The organism is Kitasatospora sp. NPDC004240, assembly GCF_053603215.1.
In genome coordinates this window covers 25,127-40,765 of record NZ_JBSGFD010000073.1, presented here as the reverse complement: position 1 = coordinate 40,765, position 15,639 = coordinate 25,127, and the positions used below count along the sequence as shown (strand labels likewise).

The following is a 15,639-nucleotide window of genomic DNA, read 5'->3' as shown; positions in this document are numbered from 1 at the left end:
CCGAGGCGGCCGACGCCGCGCAGCTCGGCCAGCGCCGCCTTGGCGTCGAGGTGGGAGCCGGCCGGCAGCTGGACGGTCACCTCGACCTGCCCGGAGTTGCCCAGGATCCGGTTCTTCGCCGGCGCGGCCTCGATCCGCAGCACACCGTCGGCGTAGGTGACCCGGGTCTGCTCGGCGGCCTTCACATCCCGGCTCTTCGAGGCGTCCTGCGGACGGACCTCGACCACGGTGTCCCTGCGGTCCGCGGCGATCAGCCGGATCAGACCGGCCGGGACGTCGAGGACGGCGGTGATGGCGGCGGGGGTGGCGAACTTCGGCATCGTTACTTCTCCTACGCTTGCGCTCCGGTGTTTCTGACAACGGAAAAGCTACGTTGCTTTCCAACATTCGACAACCGCATCGTTGCGAAAAAGCATCATCACCGCAGGCCAGCGCCGTGAAATCGTTGCAGTGAGGCAGAATTCAACGCAACGCCGACGGTCGATCATTGCAATGGATTGGCGATGAAGGCTACGCGCGGGCTCCGCCTGCGGATCGGTCGTCAAGGCGACGCACCACTCGGGCGGGCGCCCACACGGCCCCTTCCCCGCAGGACGGCTGGTGCGTGACACGCCGTCCGCCGGGCGGCCGATGGGCGTCCGTCCGGCGGGCACAGGACTCCCGTCCGTCCGTCGGCTACGGCCCGGCGGGGGTGCCGTCGCCCCCGGCCGGGGTCGCGGTGCCGAATCGCCATGACTCGATGTCGCGGTAGTGGATCGGCCCGGGGCCGCGGCCGATGTTGCTGCCGACCAGGTGGAGACGTTCGGCCTGCCACGGCCGGCCCGCGAACCCGGTGAGCCCGGCCGCGGCCCGCGGCACGCTGGTGGGGTCGTCGCGGCGGGCCCGTGCCAGGGTCAGATGGGGGTGCAGCGGGCGTTCCCTGAACTCGATCCCGCAGGACCTGACCAGCTCCCGGACGTCGGTGGCGAGCCGGTGCAGGCCGTCCAGGTCCCCGTCGATCCCGCTCCACAGCAGTCGCTCGTCGAAGTGGCCGCCGCCGCGCAGGGCCAGCCGCAGGGTGGGGTGCGACGCGGCCCGGCCGGCCAGCACCGACCGCAGCAACGGCACCGCGGTGGAGGGGAGTTCGCCGAGGAAGGCCAGGGTGATGTGCCAGTCCTCGATCCGGTTCCACCGCAGCCGCGGGTACTCGGCGTAGGCGGGCCGCAGGGCCCGGGCCAGCTCGCCCTTGGCGTCGTCGGGCGGGGCCAGCGCCACGAAGACGCGCAGGGTCGAGGGCTCGGGGGCGACGTTCACCAGGGATTTCTAGCACCCTCGCCGGCGTCCCCGACCACCGGCACCTGCACCTGCCCCGGGAAGGGCGCACACGGGCACCGGGGCCGTACGGGCGTGTCCGGGCGGGCCGGTGGTCGTTGGGCGGGGCATGAAGAAGATCACGACCGGCCTGGCGGCCGCACTGCTGCTGGCCGCTTCCGCGACGGGGAGCGCCGACGCCGCGTCCGTGGAGAGGATCCACCGGACCCGCGGTCACGGCCCGGCCCCCTGTCCCTCCGACGCGTTCTGCCTGTACGAGCGGACCGACTACAACGGCGGCACCGACGGCGACATCTGGGTGTTCCAGCACAGGAAGGGCGCCCTCTTCACCGGCCGCGTCAACCTCGCGATGAAGAACGCCCAGGACTTCGGGAGGTCCGCGATCGCCAACGACCGGACCTTCGGCACCGTCTCCCTGTCCCCCGACGGCTGCCACCGGGCCCACGACCTGCGCTACGACTGGGAGGAGCTGTCCTTCTACCCCGGCGCCCCGGGCCCCGAGCGCAGGGACCGCCACCCCGACCTGAACGGCCGGAAGGGCTTGCGCCACGACGCCGATGCCAGGGACCCCGCGACCGGCCGGCAGCTCACCTACGCCAAGGAGCTGAACCTCAACGACCGGGCCCGCTGCCTGATGTTCGACGAGCCCACCCCCGGCCGATCAGGCTGACCCCGTCGACGGCGCGGCGACCGCCGCGAGGCGGTCAGCGATCGGCGGTCAGCGGCGGCCCGGTGGGTCAGACGTCCGAGGTCGGCGCGGCACCGGCGCGCAGGGTGGCGGTGGCGGCGGCCAGGAACTGCGGTACGGGGTCCGCGCCGCCGCTCTCCGGCACCGCCAGGCAGGTCTCGACGGGCGGGTGGTCGGTGACGGGCAGGTAGAGCACGCCGGGGTGGCGGTAGGAACCGGCGATGCTCAGCGGGACCATGGCGACCCCCTGCCCGGAGGCGATGAGTTCGAACTTCTCGTCCAGTGAGGAGATCCGCCGCTTCACACCGTCGAGGATCGTCTCGCCGTCGAGGTCGGCCGTGGTGAGGCTTCGGCGGCCGGCCAGCGGATGTGCCACGGGCAGGCAGGCGAGCTTGGCCTCCCGGCCGATGGGGAGGATACGCAGGCCGGTGTCGTCGAAGGGGCGTCGCAGGTAGGCGACTTGGGCGCGGCCGTCACGCAGCGGCGCGTCCCGTTCCCACCAGCGCAGCGGGAGGACGTCGACCACGACGTCCGGGTGGAGCGCCGTGAACGCCCGGATCGCCTCCGCCACGTGCAGGCCGGTCGAGAAGGCGACGACCAGCCTCCGTTCACCTCGCGCGGTCTCCCGGACCCGGCGCAGCGCCGTGTCCACGACCGTGGTGATGCGCCGTGCCTCCTCGTACAACTGCTGTCCGGCCGGGGTGAGTTCGACGCTGCGGGTGGTGCGGGTGAACAGTGCGCAGCCCAACTCCTGCTCGAACGCGCGGATCTGGCGGCTGAGGACGGGCTGCGTGATGAACAACTCCTGTGCCGCCCTGCCGAATTGCCGGTGCTCGGCCACCGCGGTGAAGTAGCGGAGCTTGCGCAGGTCCAGATCCATGCCCTCACGGTATCAATGCGGTCGGAAGGGTATTGGACGCCCGTTCGGGCGGTCCGCAGACTCGGATCATGACCGACATCCGCAGGACCGCCCTCGTCATCGGCGCCTCCCGGACCCTGGGCCTCGGGCTCGCCGCCGAGCTCCTGCGCCGGGGCTGGGACGTCATCGGCACCGTCCGCGGCGACCGGCGCACCGGCCTCCACGACCTGGCCGACGCCCGGGGAGGGCGGCTGACCGTCGAGTCGCTGGAGATGACCGACCCGGATCAGATCGCGGCGCTGCGCGGGCGGCTGGCCCATCGTTCCCTCGACCTGCTCTTCGTCAACGCCGCCATCACCCGCGGGGACCTGCCGATCGGCGAGGTCCCGACCGACATGTTCACCGAGGTCATGGTGACCAACGCGCTCGGCCCGATGCGCGTCGTGGAGGTCCTCGGGCCGCTGGTCGCCCCGGCCGGGACCATCGGCGTCATGTCCTCCGACCAGGGCAGCATCACCCTGAACACCGACGGCGGGCAGGACCTGTACCGGGCCAGCAAGTCCGCGCTCAACCAGCTGATGCGCTGCTACGCCGCCCGCCACACCGCGGGCACCCGGACCCTGCTGCTGATGGACCCGGGCTGGGTGCGCACCGAACTCGGCGGCCCCGAGGCCGAGCTGAGCGTGGAGGAGAGCGTCCCCGGCGTGGCGGAGACGATCGAGCGGCACGAGGGCAGGCCCGGCCTCCACTTCGTCGACCACCTGGGGCAGGTCGTGCCCTGGTGAACGCCCGGGGCACGGGCGGTGCACCGGCCCGCTCCGGAGGCCCGGTCCACCCCGGGCGGGGTCGGCCGCTCGGACCGGGCCCCGCCGACAACCCGGCACAAGCGTGAACCGCGTCCGGGCCCGGCGAAGCCGCGAAACCGATCGCTCCCGGGCCGACGGCTCCACCGGGGCCCTTCGTCCCGCAGCGCGGACAGGAGCGGATTCAGGCGGGGTTCAGCCGATTTCGGTGGGCGGGGTGCGAGCGGCGTCCACCGCGTCGACGCGGACCAGGCTGCCCCAGACCGCCATGCGGTAGAGGGAGGTGTAGACGGGGGTGCAGGTGGTCAGGGTGATGTAGCGCCCGGGTCCGCGGTACGGGGAGCCGGCGGGCACCGGTGCGACGATCCCGACGTTGTCCGCCGAGGTCTGCGGCAGAATACCGTCCACCCGGTAGACGTACCAGTGGCCGCGGGTCTCGACCACGATCGGGGCTCCGACGCCGACCGCGTCGAGGTCGTGGAACTTCGCGCCGTGCCCGTCGCGGTGCGCGGCGAGCGCGAAGTTCCCGGCCGGGTCCCAGGGCATGGCCGCACGCGGCTCCTGGTAGACGCCGGCCACCCCCTGGTCCAGGACCTCGGGGGTGGTGCCTACCTTGATCACCACCGGTTCCCGGCCCATCGCCGGGACGTGCAGGAAGCCGAGCTCCCCGCTGTCGCCGGTCGGTTGCCGGGAGCCGGGCTCCCCGTCGTCGCCGGCCGGTTGCCGGGAGCTGTCGGAACCCGGCAGCGCCCAGGTCTGCCGCAGCCGGTCGGCGGCCCGGTCGGCCTCCCGGTCGGCGCGGACGTCCGTCCCCCAGAGCAGGTACCCCGCGACCAGGGCGGACACGAGGGCGGCGGCCAGCATCGCGCTGGCGACGGTGTCCGCCCACCTGCGGCGTACCCGTTTCCGGGCCCGCGTGTCCTGCCGGGCCGAGTTCCCCGCCGAGGTCTCGTCCATCGGCTCCTCCTCCACCGGTGGGTACCGCCGACCGGACGACTGCCCGTCAGGCGGACGGCGGACGAAACCCTTTCGCCTGCTTCCCCCACGGTGCCAAGGGCCCGGCGCGAACACACGGAGGCGGTGTACGGCATTCAGGTGGCGTCGCGCCCCGCACCCCCTGTCCGGGCCCGCCGGGAGGGCTCTTCACCCGAACGGCATGCGCGCCTTCCGCCGGGCACCGCGTCCGCGGCGACTACAACTCTGATGTCGTACGGCCTGCGAGGCCGTGTCCCGAATCCCCGGTCCCCGCGAGGCCTTCTGCATGAGTACCGCCACCCGGCCGTTGACCCTGACAGTCATCGTTCCCGCCCACAACGAGGAGGAAGGCCTCCCGGCGACGCTGGAGGCGTTGCTGCGCCAGACCGTCCCGGCCGAGGAGATCATCGTGATCGACGACGGGTCGACGGACCGTACCAACGAGGTCGCCACCGGGTTCGGCGTCACGGTGCTGCGACCACCCCGGAACCTCGGCAGCAAGGCCAAGGCACAGAACTACGCGCTGCCGTTCTGCCGGACCGACCTGGTGCTCGCCGTCGACGCGGACACCGTCCTGGCGGACGACTACATCGAGAACATCAAGCCGGCCTTCGACGACGAGGAGGTGCTGATCGCCTCAGGCTGCGTGCAGAGCCGGTACGAACGCACCTGGGCCGAGCGCGGCCGCTCCGTGGAGTACCTGTACGGCTTCCACTGGAACCGGCCGATCGAGAACCTGGCCAACTCCCCGGTCGTCTGCTCGGGCTGCTGTTCGGTGTTCCGGCTCCGGCCGCTGGTGGACTTCGGCGGGTTCCCGGAGCGGACCATCGTGGAGGACATGGACTACACCTGGTCCGTCCAGATGTCCGGGAAGAAGGCGCTCTACGTCAGCTCCGCGGTCGCGTGGGCGGCCGACCCGGAGGACCTCACCTACCTGCGTAAGCAGGCCTGGCGGTGGGCGGCCGGCTACTTCCAGAACGTCCGCATCCATCTGCCGCGGATGGTCTTCAAGAAGCCGATGCTCGCGTTCTGGGTCGCCCTCAAGCTGTGGGAGACCATCGCCGTCCCGCTGTGGCTGTTGCTCCCGTTGGTCCTGCCGGACGTCGGGTTCTCGGTCGGGGACGCCTTCCTCTGGTGGTTCCTGTGGTGGCTGTCGACCAGCACCCTGATGATCGGCCTGCCGCTGGTCTACGCGGCCAGGAAACGCAGGATCCCGCTCCGCCGCGTCCTGCGTAACCTGCCGTACGTCTTCCTCACCAAGCTGGTCGATTTCTGCTACCAGTGGAAGGCGCTGGTCGTCGAGCTGATCCTGGTGCCGCTGCGGCTCTCCAAGGGCGTCCACCACTACGAGAAGGGCCGGGCCGACACGCCCGGCACGATCCCCGCCCCTCCTGTACGGGCCGAGCACGAGTCCGGGAGCGTCGCCACGTCGGCCTCGCCCTGAGCCTCGGAACACCAGGTCACGCCGAGGCCGGCTCCGGATGCACCGGAGCCGGCCTCGGCGTCGTGGGGAACCGGCCGGGGTGCCCGGCAGCGCTCCCGGGAGGAGCCTGCACGGGCACCCGGTGTGTGCCTGACCGGTCAGCGGCTCACCGACCGCCGGCTGACGAATTTCATGACGAAGCCCGACGCACCGAGAACGAGTGCCACACCGACGTAGGCGAGGCCGCTGAAGCCGGTCTTGGGAAGTGAGTGCCCGTATCCCATTGATGGGTGTCCTTTCGGGTTGGGTGCCCCAGCCGTTCGGGGACCGGCCGACAACGCGGCCGGGAGAAGCTGAGCGCCAAGACGGTTCTAATCCGCCCGCGCCGATTTCCACCGGGGGACGCGTATGTTGTTCGGGTGAACTCGCGTTCCCCCGGGATCCCCCGCAGTGCCCGGACCGCTCAGGTGCGGCATCGGCGGACCCGTGGCGCCGGGGGCGGGCCGGTCAGAGTGGCCGGGTGGGGTCGTCCAGCCAGGCCTGCCGGCCGTACGGGGTGACGGTGAGTCCGAGCCGTTCGGCGCCGGGCTCGCCCGCCCGGTGCCACCAGGTGAGGGCCTGCTCGAAGTCGTCCCACAGGCGGCGGCCGCCGTACTGGCGGACCGGGTGCGCGCCGTCGCCGTCGCGGAAGGTCGCGGGGGCCCAGGCCGGGGTGGTCAGGGAGTAGAGCCACAGGGTGCGGGCGCCGTCGTCGTGCGGCTGGATCGCGTGGACGACGTCGCGCAGGCGCAGCCCGGCGGCGAGCGGGAACGCGTCGAACCTACCGTGCGCGGGCAGCGTCGCGGTGGTGGTGTGCTCGGTGACGGTGCCGCCGCTGGGCGGGTTCCGCGGCCAGCGCAGGCGTTGGGAGCGCATCTTCATGAACTCGACCGGCTGGAGGAACGGGCCTGATGCGGTGCCGTCGCGGTGGACGGTGAGGCGGACCAGCGCGTCGGCGTTGGAGTAGTGGGTGCCGAACGGCGCGAGGATCAGGCCGCCGGGGCGGGTCTGCCCGATCCACGCCCGCGGGATCTCCCGCAGTCCGTAGGTGGCGGTGATCCGGTCGTACGGGGCGCCGGGCGGGTGGCCGAGCGCGCCGTCCCCGCACACGACGTGCGGGTGGTAGCCGGCCCGTTCGAGCGCGGCGCGGGCCCGGGCGGACACGGCGGCGTCGACCTCGACCGTGGTCACGTTGGCGTCGCCGAGCCGGTGGGCGAGCAGGGCGGCGTTCCAGCCGGTGCCGGTGCCCTGCTCCAGCACCCGCATCCCCGGTTCGACCCGGAGGTCGTCCAGCATGGAGGCGACCAGCGACGGCATCGAGGCCGAGCTGGTGGGCACCGTGCCGGGCTCTGCGCCCTGGTGTTCGCCGTCGTCCCACTGGGTGACGATCGGGATGTCCGTGGCCGCGGCCGCCAGCCAGACCTGCTCGTCGACGGTCCGGTCGACGGGGCGGCTGGTGCCGGTGGCCATGTCGTGCGCCCAGACCAGGTCCGGCAGGAACAGCGAGCGCGGGACGGCGTCGAAGGCCGGCGCCCAGGCGTCGGTGACGGGGAACGACCGCCCCGGCATGGGGCGGCCCTCCCGCTCGGGTGCGAGCGTCACTTGCGGTGTCCCCCGTCCCCGGGCGGAGTCGTGCCGTCGGGGGACGGCGGTTCGGAGGGCGGCGTCCACGGGGTGCCCGGGTGCCCGTCCCCCTCGCCGCCGACGCCGTGGCCTGTATCGATGTCCATATCGAGTTCCTTGTCGTCGCTGTGCTGGTGCTCTCCCGGGGCCCGGGAGAAGTGGAGGGCCGCGCCGCTACGCCCGGCCGGGAGAGCCGGTGCGCAGGTCGGCGTGGACGGTCTTGCGTACGGCTCGGGGGTGGCGCCCCAGTGGCCGCCGGTGAGGTGGTGGACCAGGGCCAGGCCGCGGCCGGACTCGGCGGCCGGGCCCGCGTCGATCAGGCAGGGCAGGACGCGGGAGCCGTCGCGGACGCTGATCCGCACGCACCGGTCGGTGAGGCGCTCGACGGTGACCGTCATCCGGCGCCGGCAGCCGGTCTTCGCGGCGTTCCCGGCAAGCTCGCTGACGACGAGTTCGCCGGCCTCGACCAGGTCGTCCAGCTCCCAGGCACACAGGGCGGTGCGCACCAGGCGCCGGGCCGCGGCGGCGGACCGCGGCTCGTAGGGCAGCAGTTCCCTCACGGAGTCGGCGACCGGTGGCCGCGTCGGCCCCACGGCCACCGGGGTTCGTCCTGCCGCAAGGGGTGCGGCCATACCCCTTGCGGCAGGACGGGTCACGGGGTGCGCGGCCACGGCGGTACTCCGCTCTCTCGTCGGCGGTGGCGGCTGCGCGGTCCCGACGGGGGCGGGCCCGCGCAGCGGCCCCAATTCGCCCGACGGGCCCGGGTGTCCGGTCCATTACTGCGGGCGACGGGTCGACGGTAGGGAACTGGCTCCTGGGCATTCAATGAGGTTGCGCCGTCTTGCGCGCATTCACCCGAGAGTGGCGATGGCGGCCGTGATCAGCTGACGAGCCTGAGCTCCGTGGACAGCCATGGACGCCAGTCGGGTGAAGGTGCGCAGGTAGTCCGCGATCTCCTGCGGCTGCGTGATCCGCAGGTAGCCGGAGGTCAGTTCGACGGCCACCTCTGCCTCGTCGAACAGGTAGAAGTCCTCGACCGGCAGGTGCGGCCGACCGGGTCCGGTGGGAATGACACCGACGCTGACGAACGGGCTGGCCGCGATCGCGAGCAGGTGGCCGAGCCGGGCCGCCATCGTCTCCGCGTCGCACACCGCGGCACGCAGCACCCACTCCTCGATGAGCAGGCCGAAGCGGTGTCGGCCGGAGAACAGCATCCGCTGGCGTTCCAGGCGTGCCTCCACGGCGTCGTCGACGTCGTCGACCTCGACGCGGGCACGCTGGATCGAGCGCAGCACGGCGGTGGTGTACTCGGGTGTCTGGACCATGCCGGGCATGACGCGGCTGGCGTAGACGCGGAAGTGGTGGGTGCGGCGGTACAGGGCGGCGACGGACTCCTGAGCGGCGCGCAGCCCGGTGCGCTCCATACGGCGCCACTCGGTGTACATGGAGTCGACCGTGCGGGCGGCGGCGATGAGATCAGGGACCTGGTCGTCGGCGCCGCAGGCCGCGCCCCAGGCGCGCAGGTCGTCCTCGGAGGGGGCGGACTTGCCGCTCTGGATCCGGGAGGTCTTCGCCGGGTGCCACCCGCAGCGGGCGGACAGCTCGTCGCCGGTCAGGCCGGCGTCCTTGCGCAGGCCGACCAGGCGGCCGGCGAGCGCCTTGCGAGCCTCGATGACGCTGGACGACGGGGACGACGACATGGTGCTGGCTGCCCGGCGAGTGGTCGGAGTGGGCTGGTCAGAGGGTGTACTGCGCGTGCGGGACCGCCCGGTCCCAGACGGCCTCGAAGGCCGTGGTCACCATCTTCACGGTGGCGGGATCCTCGGTGGTCTCGTGGCCGGCCCACTGTCCGTCACCGGTGAACCAGTGGAACAGGACCAGGCGGTCGTCGACCAGCCACAGGTCATTGCCTGGCAGTGCGAGGTCGGAGGCCTTCGACCTGGGCAGCCAGCGGACCTGCTCGCCGAGTGCGACGTTGTGCCGCTCGGTGATCGCGTGCTCCCACCGGATGTAGGCGGTGACCGGCTCGGAGACGATCCTCGCCCGGCGCATCACCACCCCGCGCGCGATGGTCTCCCGCACGAGGCCGGCCCATGCGGTGTACTCCTCGGGCAGGTCGTACGCCTCGGGCCGCTCGACCGGCAGACCGGCACGCCAGTCGGCGAACACCGGATCCTCCATGTAAGAGTCGCGCATCTCCAGGTGGCACGCGGAGCGCTCAGCACTCCCCAGTAGGGCGCCAAAGTCCGGCACGCTCGGCTTCATCACACGCCTTCCTCAAGAACGGGATCATCCGGACCGGAATCCGGACGACACCCTCGTGGTCCGGGACGCCGGTGGCGTGGCCCTCCACCCACTCGGTCTCGCTGATCACGCGGTACATTTCCATGTCGGGCAGCCAGCCCTGGATGACGTTCTCCGCCTTCTCGTCCTCCAACCACACCGTCGGAGACCCGCCGTTGGGCGTGTCGGGGTCGATGCCCCTGAACCGTAGTGCCATGACCGCTCCTCCAGCCAAATTGGTTGCGAGTCCTTGCGCCACCGTTCCGTTCTGCTGACATGCCGTCAAGGGCGCACGGGCGCAGTCATTCGGCTCGCGCCCTGCGAATGGGGCCCGCATCGTTGTCCACACCAGCGGCTCCCCCTCCATCTGCCCCCGCCCCGGGCCTCCAGAGGCACGCCAGCCCCGCGGCACCGGGCCGGCCTGGGCACGTCCGGCCGCCGAGAGCCGGTGGTCCCGTCCTCCTATGATGTCCCTGTCATGATCGAATTGAAGGTGCTCGGCCCGTTCCGGGTCGAGGTCGACGGCCGCGCGGTCGACGCGGGTGGCCGGCTCCCCCGCATGGTGCTGGTCCAACTGCTGCTCGCCCGTGGGGCGGTCGTGCCCACGGAGCGGATCATCGAGCGGTTGTGGCCGGCGGGTGTCCCGTCGAGCGCGCAGGGATCGCTCCACGCCTACGTCGCGCGTCTGCGGCGCGTCCTCGAACCGGAGCGGGCGCCGCGCACGCCCGCGCGGCTGCTGGTCAGCGCGCCCTACGGCTACGCCCTCGCGGTCGAGCGGGACGCGGTGGACGCCTGGGTGTTCGAAGGCCGGGTGGCGGACTGTTCGGCGGCGGGATTGTCTGCCCGTGCCGCCGCCGACGGCCTGGCCGAGGCGCTCGCCTCGTGGGGCGGGCAGCCGTACGCGGAGTTCTCGGACGAGCCGTGGACCGCCGGGGAACGCGCCCGTCTGGAAGAGGTGCACCGCACCGCCCGCGAGCGGCTCGCCGCGGCGCGGCTGGGCTGCGGGCAGGCCGCGCGGGCCCTCGACGACGCGGGCACGCTGACCCGGGAGCAGCCGTTGCACGAGGAGGGCTGGCGGCTGCTGGCCCTGGCGCTGTGGGCGCGGGACCGCCAGGGGGAGGCCCTGGCCGCGCTGCGCCGGGCCCGCCGCGTCCTCGGCGAGGAACTCGGCGTCGGGCCCGGGCCCGCGCTGCTGGAGCTGGAGCAGGCCCTGCTGCACCAGCGCCTGGACGTGCTCCAGCGGGCGACCGGGACGCCCGCCGCGGCCACCGCGTCTGCCACGCCTGCCGGGTCGGCCGTCCCCGTGACGGCGACGCGAGGTCCGGTCGTGGCCGCCGGGGGTCGGCCGCCGACGGTGCTGACGGCCGACCGGCTCCTGGGCCGGGACGAGGATCTGGCCGCACTCGCCGCCGCGGCGGACCGGGCACGGGGCGGCCGGGCGCAGGTGGTCCTGGTCTCCGGTGAGGCCGGCATCGGCAAGTCGAGCGTCCTGGAGACCGCCGTCCGTCAACTGCCGGAGCAGGGCTGGCTGGTCGGTTCCGGGAACTGCCCGGAGACCGACGGCGCCCCGCCCGGCCGGGCCTGGTTCGACATGCTGCCGGGCCTGGCGCAGGCCGCGCCGCCGGGCCCGTACGCCGGTGAGCTCGCCCCGCTGCTGGCTCCGGGCACCGCAGACGACACCGGCCAGCCGGACGGCAGTCCGGCCCGGCGCTTCCGGCTGCACCGGGCGCTGCTCGGCTGGCTCCGAGGGACGGCCCTGCGGCGGCCGCTGGCGATCGTGCTGGACGACCTGCACCGGGGTGACGGGGAGAGCGTCGAGCTGTTCCTGCTCTGCGCCGAGCGGCTGCGCGACGTACCGCTGCTCCTGGTGGGCTCGTACCGCACCGGCGAGGGCGATCTGACCGGGGCCCTGGCACGCCTGGCCGCCTGCTCGCCCGTGCGGCTGGCACTCGGCGGGCTGTCGGACGCCCAGGCGAAGGAGCTGCTGCGGCGCGGCGCGGCCGGCATGAGCGATCACGCCGCGGCCGCCCTGGCCGAACGGGCCGGGGGAAACCCCTTCCACCTGCGCGAGAGTTCGCTCCTGATGGCCGACGAGGGCGAGCAGCAGGCGCTGGCCCGCGTCCCGCAGGGGGTCCGGGACGTGCTGCGGCGACGACTCGCCCTGCTCGCGCCGACCGTCACGGCCGGGCTGCGTCTGGCGGCCGTCGCCGGACGCGAGGCTCCGGTGGCCCTGCTCGTCCACGCGGCGGACTGCGACGGCGAGCAGCTCCTCGACGCCCTGGACGCGGGTGTCACCGCCGGGCTGCTCACCGAGCCGCGGCCGGGCACGGTCCGCTTCACCCACGCCCTCGTGCGGGACGCCCTGGAGGGCGACCTCACGCGCCTGCGGCTGGCCCGGATGCACTCCCGCCTGGGCCGGTCCCTGATCGCCCTCGGCTCGGACGACGTCGCCGCCACCGCCCACCACCTGCTGCGGGCCGCCGCGGTCGTGACCGCCGACGCCGCGCCCGCGGTCCACCACGCCCGGCTGGCGGGCGAACAGGCGGTGCGCCGCTACGCCCCCCGCAACGCCGAGGCCCTGCTGAGCGCGGCTCTCGGCCTCCTCGACGACCATCCGGGTGCCTTCGCCGACCAGGACGCCGCCCTGCTGCGGGTGACGCTGCTGGGCGGGCTGGTGGACTGCCGGATCCGGATGGGCGCCGTGGTCCCCGCCCGCGAGGCACAGCAGCAGGCCGTACGGGTGGCCCGCTCGGAGGGCCGGACCGACCTGCTGGCCGCCGCCTGGACGGCGTGGACCGAGCCGACGCCCTGGCGCGTGCGCGCGTACGCGGAGTTCGATCCCGAGGCCGTCGAGGAACTCGGGACATTGTTGGAGGGCCCGGGTGTGGCCGGCCGGCAGCGGTGCCTGCTCCTGGACCAGCTGGCCGACGCGCTCGACGACATCGACCCCCGGGCCGTGGCCGCGGCGCGCCAGGCCGTGGAACTCGCCCGGACGGTGGGCGAGCCCCGGCTCCTCGGACTGACGCTCTCATCGCTGCTGCGCCGGGTCGACGGCGAACTCGAACCCGACGTCTACCTGGAGCTCCAGCGGGAACTCGCCGAGGTGGCCGCCACCCAGGACAGCCCCGAGTACTCCTGGATGACGTCCTACACCGCCGCCCGGATCGCCGCCGCCCGCAACGACCCGGCGGAGATGGAACGGTGCCTCCTGCGTGCGGACGGGATCGCCCGCACGTACGAGCTCCAGGGCGCGTTCGCGGTGGCGCGGCTGCGCGGTCCCATGCTCGCCATGGCCCGGGGCCGTTTCGAGGAGGCGGAGCAGGACCTGGGGTCGGCGGTGGCGGAGCTGCGCGCACGGGGGGCGGTCGACCTCGACGGGCTGGCCGCTCTGGCGATCGGGTGCATCCGGCTGCAGCAGGGCAGGCTGGCCGAGGTGCTGCCGATGCTGCTCGCCGTGTGGGAGCGGTACCAGCCGCTCAACGAGGCCATCACCGCTCTCGCCCTGCTGGCCGCGGACCGTCCCGACCAGGCCCGGGACGTCTTCGCCCGGCGCGTGCCGATCCGGCGGGACTTCGTCTACACCATCCTGGCCGGGCTGCGCGGCATGGCCGCCGTCGCCCTGGGCGACCGGGCGGCGGCCGACGAGGTGTACCGGGACCTGCTGCCCCTGCGCGCCCTGGCGGGCGGGGCGAGCAGCCTCAGCCTGGTCTTCCGGCCCGTCGCGCAGACCCTGGGCGACCTCGCCCGGTTCCTGGGCCGCCCCGAGCAGGCCCGGTGCCACTACCTAGAAGCCGCGCGGGTGGCGCACGCGTGGGACTCCCCCCTCTGGGCGGACGCCGCGCGGACGGCCCTGGACGGGCTGCCGCCGGCGCCGGCGTAGCGGCACCCTCACCACGGGGGCGGCCGGGGAGGGGACGGGTCGGTGTCAGTGGGGCGGCCGGGGAGGGGACGGGTCGGCCAGTTCGGCCATGAACGCCGCGGCCAGGTCGAGGAACTCCTCGGGCGAATCCGTCGTCAGCTGGAGGTCCACGAGCACCTCGTCCGTCCCCGCCCCGCACATCGCCCTGAGGTGGTCGCAGATCTGGCGTACGGTCCCGCGCCGGTGGGTCTGCGAGGGATCCGCCTCGGCCGTGGTGACCTCGGGGTTCACGCGGAACACCCGGCGCAGTCCCGCCGGGTCCCGCCCCGCCCGCTCGGCGGCCTCCACGGCGACCGCCCAGAGACCGTCGAGGTACGGCAGCGGCATCGAGGCCGCGAGCCAGCCGTCCGCGCGCCTGCCGACCCGCTCCAGGGCGGGCGGGGTGAAACCGCCCAGCAGGATCGGCGGCCTCGGGCCCTGGCGGGGCTTGGGCAGGACGGTCGACTCGGGGATCGTCCACAGCCGACCGCTGTGGACGACCGGACCGGGGCGCCACACGGCGTCGAGGACGTCGAGGGTCTCCTCCAGCCGCGCGCCACGGCCCTGCCAGGGCACCCCGGCGGCCTGGTACTCCTGCCGCATCCAGCCCAGCCCGATGCCCACGTCCAGGCGCCCGCGGCTGATCAGGTCGAGGGTCGTCAGCGCCCGGGCGAGCACGAGGGGCGGCTGCCACAGCGCGTTGAGCGTGCTGCTGCCCAGACGCACCCGCCGCGTCACCGAGGCCGCCATGCCCAGGGCGAGCAGCGGGTCGAGATGGGTGGCGTACCGGGCGGGCATCGGCGTCCCGCCGGGGTAGCCGTCGGGGGGCGTGAGCGGGGCCAGGAGCCGGTCGGCCACCCAAAGACTGTGGCAGCCCAACGCCTCGAGCGCCGTGCACATCGCGGCGCCGCGGTCGGGGTCGGCGAACGGGCCGAACTGGGGGACGGAGAATCCGATGCGCATCGGCGGGAGTTCCTCGATCGGTACGGGCGGGTGGGTGGTGGGTGCGGGCGGGGCGCGGCGAACGGTGACGGTGCGTCAGGCGGTCGCGTCAGGCGGTCGTGCGCCGGCCGCGGATCCGGTCGGTCTCGCGGCGGTACTGCCGCCGCCCGAGAAGCCACCACAGCACCCGGGCCGGAACGGGCAGCCGGGCGAGGAACTCCTGACGCTCCTCGGGCGAGGTGTCCTCCAGGATGGCGCCCAGGGCGATCATCAGCCGGTCGCGGGGCGTCTCTGCGAGGCCCCGCTCCCCCACCGCCTGCCACTGCTTCTCGTTCACGTGGAGCGCGACCAGCGGCATGACCTCCCGTTCCTCCTCGTCGAGGTGGGCGCACAGCTGCCGGTGGTGCCTGCGCAGGGCCTCGGCGAGCTCGTCGCGGTCCTCGACCAGCGCCAGTACCTCCCACCGTTCCATCAGCCCCCCGACCTCGGCGATCCCGTCGGCGAGCTCGCGGTGCTGCGCCTCCATCGCCAGGACCTGCTCGGCGTCGAGGTCCAGGTGGGGCAGCAGGACAGGCCAGAGCATCTCGTCCTCGCCGGTGTGGTGGGTGTGCAGGCCTGCGGAGTACAGCCGCCAGTGCTCGGCGAGGACCCGGGAGCGCGCGGTGTCGCCGGGCCGCGCGTCCTGGACCAGTTCGGCCAGCAGGCGCGACTCGCGGCGGAACACCCGGTGGATCATCGCCATCTCGCGGGTGTAGGGGTGGACGGTGGGGTCGGAGGTGTTGCTCGAAGTCATGA

General features: G+C 73.6%; 14 protein-coding genes and 1 pseudogene. 4 read left to right on the top strand and 11 right to left on the bottom strand.

Features of this window, described 5'->3' with window-relative positions; translation table 11 throughout:
• Positions 1-320 (bottom strand): annotated as a pseudogene (locus tag ACWEQL_RS21070) (hypothetical protein); the annotation flags it as partial.
• Between the two features lie 355 nt (positions 321-675).
• On the bottom strand, positions 676-1,293 hold the full coding sequence (gene thpR / locus ACWEQL_RS21065; protein WP_452151801.1) for an RNA 2',3'-cyclic phosphodiesterase: 618 nt from the start codon (positions 1,291-1,293) through the stop codon (positions 676-678).
• Positions 1,294-1,420: 127 nt separating this feature from the next.
• On the opposite strand from thpR, the gene ACWEQL_RS21060 reads away from it, so the two are divergent.
• Positions 1,421-1,981: a hypothetical protein gene (locus tag ACWEQL_RS21060; protein WP_452151800.1), complete on the top strand. Its 561-nt coding sequence runs from the start codon at positions 1,421-1,423 to the stop codon at positions 1,979-1,981.
• Positions 1,982-2,048: 67 nt separating this feature from the next.
• Here ACWEQL_RS21060 and ACWEQL_RS21055 read toward each other — a convergent pair whose 3' ends face one another.
• Entirely contained in the window at positions 2,049-2,879 is an 831-nt protein-coding gene (locus tag ACWEQL_RS21055) for a LysR family transcriptional regulator (protein WP_452151799.1), read from the bottom strand.
• Between the two features lie 68 nt (positions 2,880-2,947).
• On the opposite strand from ACWEQL_RS21055, the gene ACWEQL_RS21050 reads away from it, so the two are divergent.
• A complete protein-coding gene (locus ACWEQL_RS21050) occupies positions 2,948-3,643 on the top strand; it encodes an SDR family NAD(P)-dependent oxidoreductase (RefSeq protein WP_452151798.1) in 696 nt (231 codons plus the stop codon).
• Positions 3,644-3,856: 213 nt separating this feature from the next.
• Here the strand turns inward: ACWEQL_RS21050 and ACWEQL_RS21045 are convergent, their stop codons facing one another.
• The gene (locus tag ACWEQL_RS21045; RefSeq protein ID WP_452151797.1) at positions 3,857-4,618 is read right to left on the bottom strand and encodes a class E sortase; all 762 of its coding nucleotides are present in this window, start codon (positions 4,616-4,618) and stop codon (positions 3,857-3,859) included.
• Positions 4,619-4,922: 304 nt separating this feature from the next.
• Between ACWEQL_RS21045 and ACWEQL_RS21040 the strand changes: the two genes are divergently transcribed.
• The gene (locus ACWEQL_RS21040) at positions 4,923-6,080 is read left to right on the top strand and encodes a glycosyltransferase family 2 protein (protein ID WP_452151796.1); all 1,158 of its coding nucleotides are present in this window, start codon (positions 4,923-4,925) and stop codon (positions 6,078-6,080) included.
• 486 nt (positions 6,081-6,566) lie between these two features.
• Here the strand turns inward: ACWEQL_RS21040 and ACWEQL_RS21035 are convergent, their stop codons facing one another.
• The 5 genes from ACWEQL_RS21035 to ACWEQL_RS21015 form a co-directional block, all read right to left on the bottom strand.
• A complete protein-coding gene (locus ACWEQL_RS21035; protein ID WP_452151795.1) occupies positions 6,567-7,700 on the bottom strand; it encodes a methyltransferase domain-containing protein in 1,134 nt (377 codons plus the stop codon).
• A complete protein-coding gene (locus tag ACWEQL_RS21030; RefSeq protein WP_452151794.1) occupies positions 7,697-8,281 on the bottom strand; it encodes an ATP-binding protein in 585 nt (194 codons plus the stop codon). Before ACWEQL_RS21030 ends, ACWEQL_RS21035 begins: the two co-directional genes overlap by 4 nt.
• A 291-nt stretch (positions 8,282-8,572) precedes the next feature.
• Entirely contained in the window at positions 8,573-9,421 is an 849-nt protein-coding gene (locus ACWEQL_RS21025) for a helix-turn-helix domain-containing protein (protein WP_452151793.1), read from the bottom strand.
• 37 nt (positions 9,422-9,458) lie between these two features.
• Entirely contained in the window at positions 9,459-9,986 is a 528-nt protein-coding gene (locus ACWEQL_RS21020) for a DUF6879 family protein (RefSeq protein WP_452151792.1), read from the bottom strand.
• Positions 9,940-10,221: a hypothetical protein gene (locus ACWEQL_RS21015; RefSeq protein WP_452151791.1), complete on the bottom strand. Its 282-nt coding sequence runs from the start codon at positions 10,219-10,221 to the stop codon at positions 9,940-9,942. The genes ACWEQL_RS21020 and ACWEQL_RS21015 overlap by 47 nt, the downstream gene beginning before the upstream one ends.
• A gap of 261 nt (positions 10,222-10,482) precedes the next feature.
• On the opposite strand from ACWEQL_RS21015, the gene ACWEQL_RS21010 reads away from it, so the two are divergent.
• Positions 10,483-13,884 carry a BTAD domain-containing putative transcriptional regulator gene (locus tag ACWEQL_RS21010; RefSeq protein ID WP_452151790.1) on the top strand — a complete coding sequence of 1,134 codons (3,402 nt, stop codon included), beginning with the start codon at positions 10,483-10,485 and terminating at the stop codon, positions 13,882-13,884.
• A gap of 45 nt (positions 13,885-13,929) precedes the next feature.
• Here the strand turns inward: ACWEQL_RS21010 and ACWEQL_RS21005 are convergent, their stop codons facing one another.
• Together ACWEQL_RS21005 and ACWEQL_RS21000 are read right to left on the bottom strand one after the other, a co-directional pair.
• Complete coding sequence (locus ACWEQL_RS21005) at positions 13,930-14,865, bottom strand: TIGR03619 family F420-dependent LLM class oxidoreductase (RefSeq protein WP_452151789.1); 936 nt, start codon at positions 14,863-14,865, stop codon at positions 13,930-13,932.
• A gap of 88 nt (positions 14,866-14,953) precedes the next feature.
• Complete coding sequence (locus ACWEQL_RS21000; RefSeq protein ID WP_452151788.1) at positions 14,954-15,637, bottom strand: hemerythrin domain-containing protein; 684 nt, start codon at positions 15,635-15,637, stop codon at positions 14,954-14,956.
• Positions 15,638-15,639: the final 2 nt, after the last annotated feature.

Excerpts from the sequence above, each read along its gene's own strand:
- ACWEQL_RS21040 (WP_452151796.1), top strand. The coding sequence starts at position 4,923 with ATGAGTACCGCCACCCGGCCGTTGACCCTGACAGTCATCGTTCCCGCC.
- ACWEQL_RS21045 (WP_452151797.1), bottom strand. The coding sequence starts at position 4,618 with ATGGACGAGACCTCGGCGGGGAACTCGGCCCGGCAGGACACGCGGGCC.
- ACWEQL_RS21000 (WP_452151788.1), bottom strand. The coding sequence starts at position 15,637 with ATGACTTCGAGCAACACCTCCGACCCCACCGTCCACCCCTACACCCGC.
- ACWEQL_RS21005 (WP_452151789.1), bottom strand. The coding sequence starts at position 14,865 with ATGCGCATCGGATTCTCCGTCCCCCAGTTCGGCCCGTTCGCCGACCCC.
- ACWEQL_RS21015 (WP_452151791.1), bottom strand. The coding sequence starts at position 10,221 with ATGGCACTACGGTTCAGGGGCATCGACCCCGACACGCCCAACGGCGGG.
- ACWEQL_RS21050 (WP_452151798.1), top strand. The coding sequence starts at position 2,948 with ATGACCGACATCCGCAGGACCGCCCTCGTCATCGGCGCCTCCCGGACC.
- ACWEQL_RS21025 (WP_452151793.1), bottom strand. The coding sequence starts at position 9,421 with ATGTCGTCGTCCCCGTCGTCCAGCGTCATCGAGGCTCGCAAGGCGCTC.
- ACWEQL_RS21060 (WP_452151800.1), top strand. The coding sequence starts at position 1,421 with ATGAAGAAGATCACGACCGGCCTGGCGGCCGCACTGCTGCTGGCCGCT.
- ACWEQL_RS21055 (WP_452151799.1), bottom strand. The coding sequence starts at position 2,879 with ATGGATCTGGACCTGCGCAAGCTCCGCTACTTCACCGCGGTGGCCGAG.
- ACWEQL_RS21010 (WP_452151790.1), top strand. The coding sequence starts at position 10,483 with ATGATCGAATTGAAGGTGCTCGGCCCGTTCCGGGTCGAGGTCGACGGC.
- ACWEQL_RS21020 (WP_452151792.1), bottom strand. The coding sequence starts at position 9,986 with ATGAAGCCGAGCGTGCCGGACTTTGGCGCCCTACTGGGGAGTGCTGAG.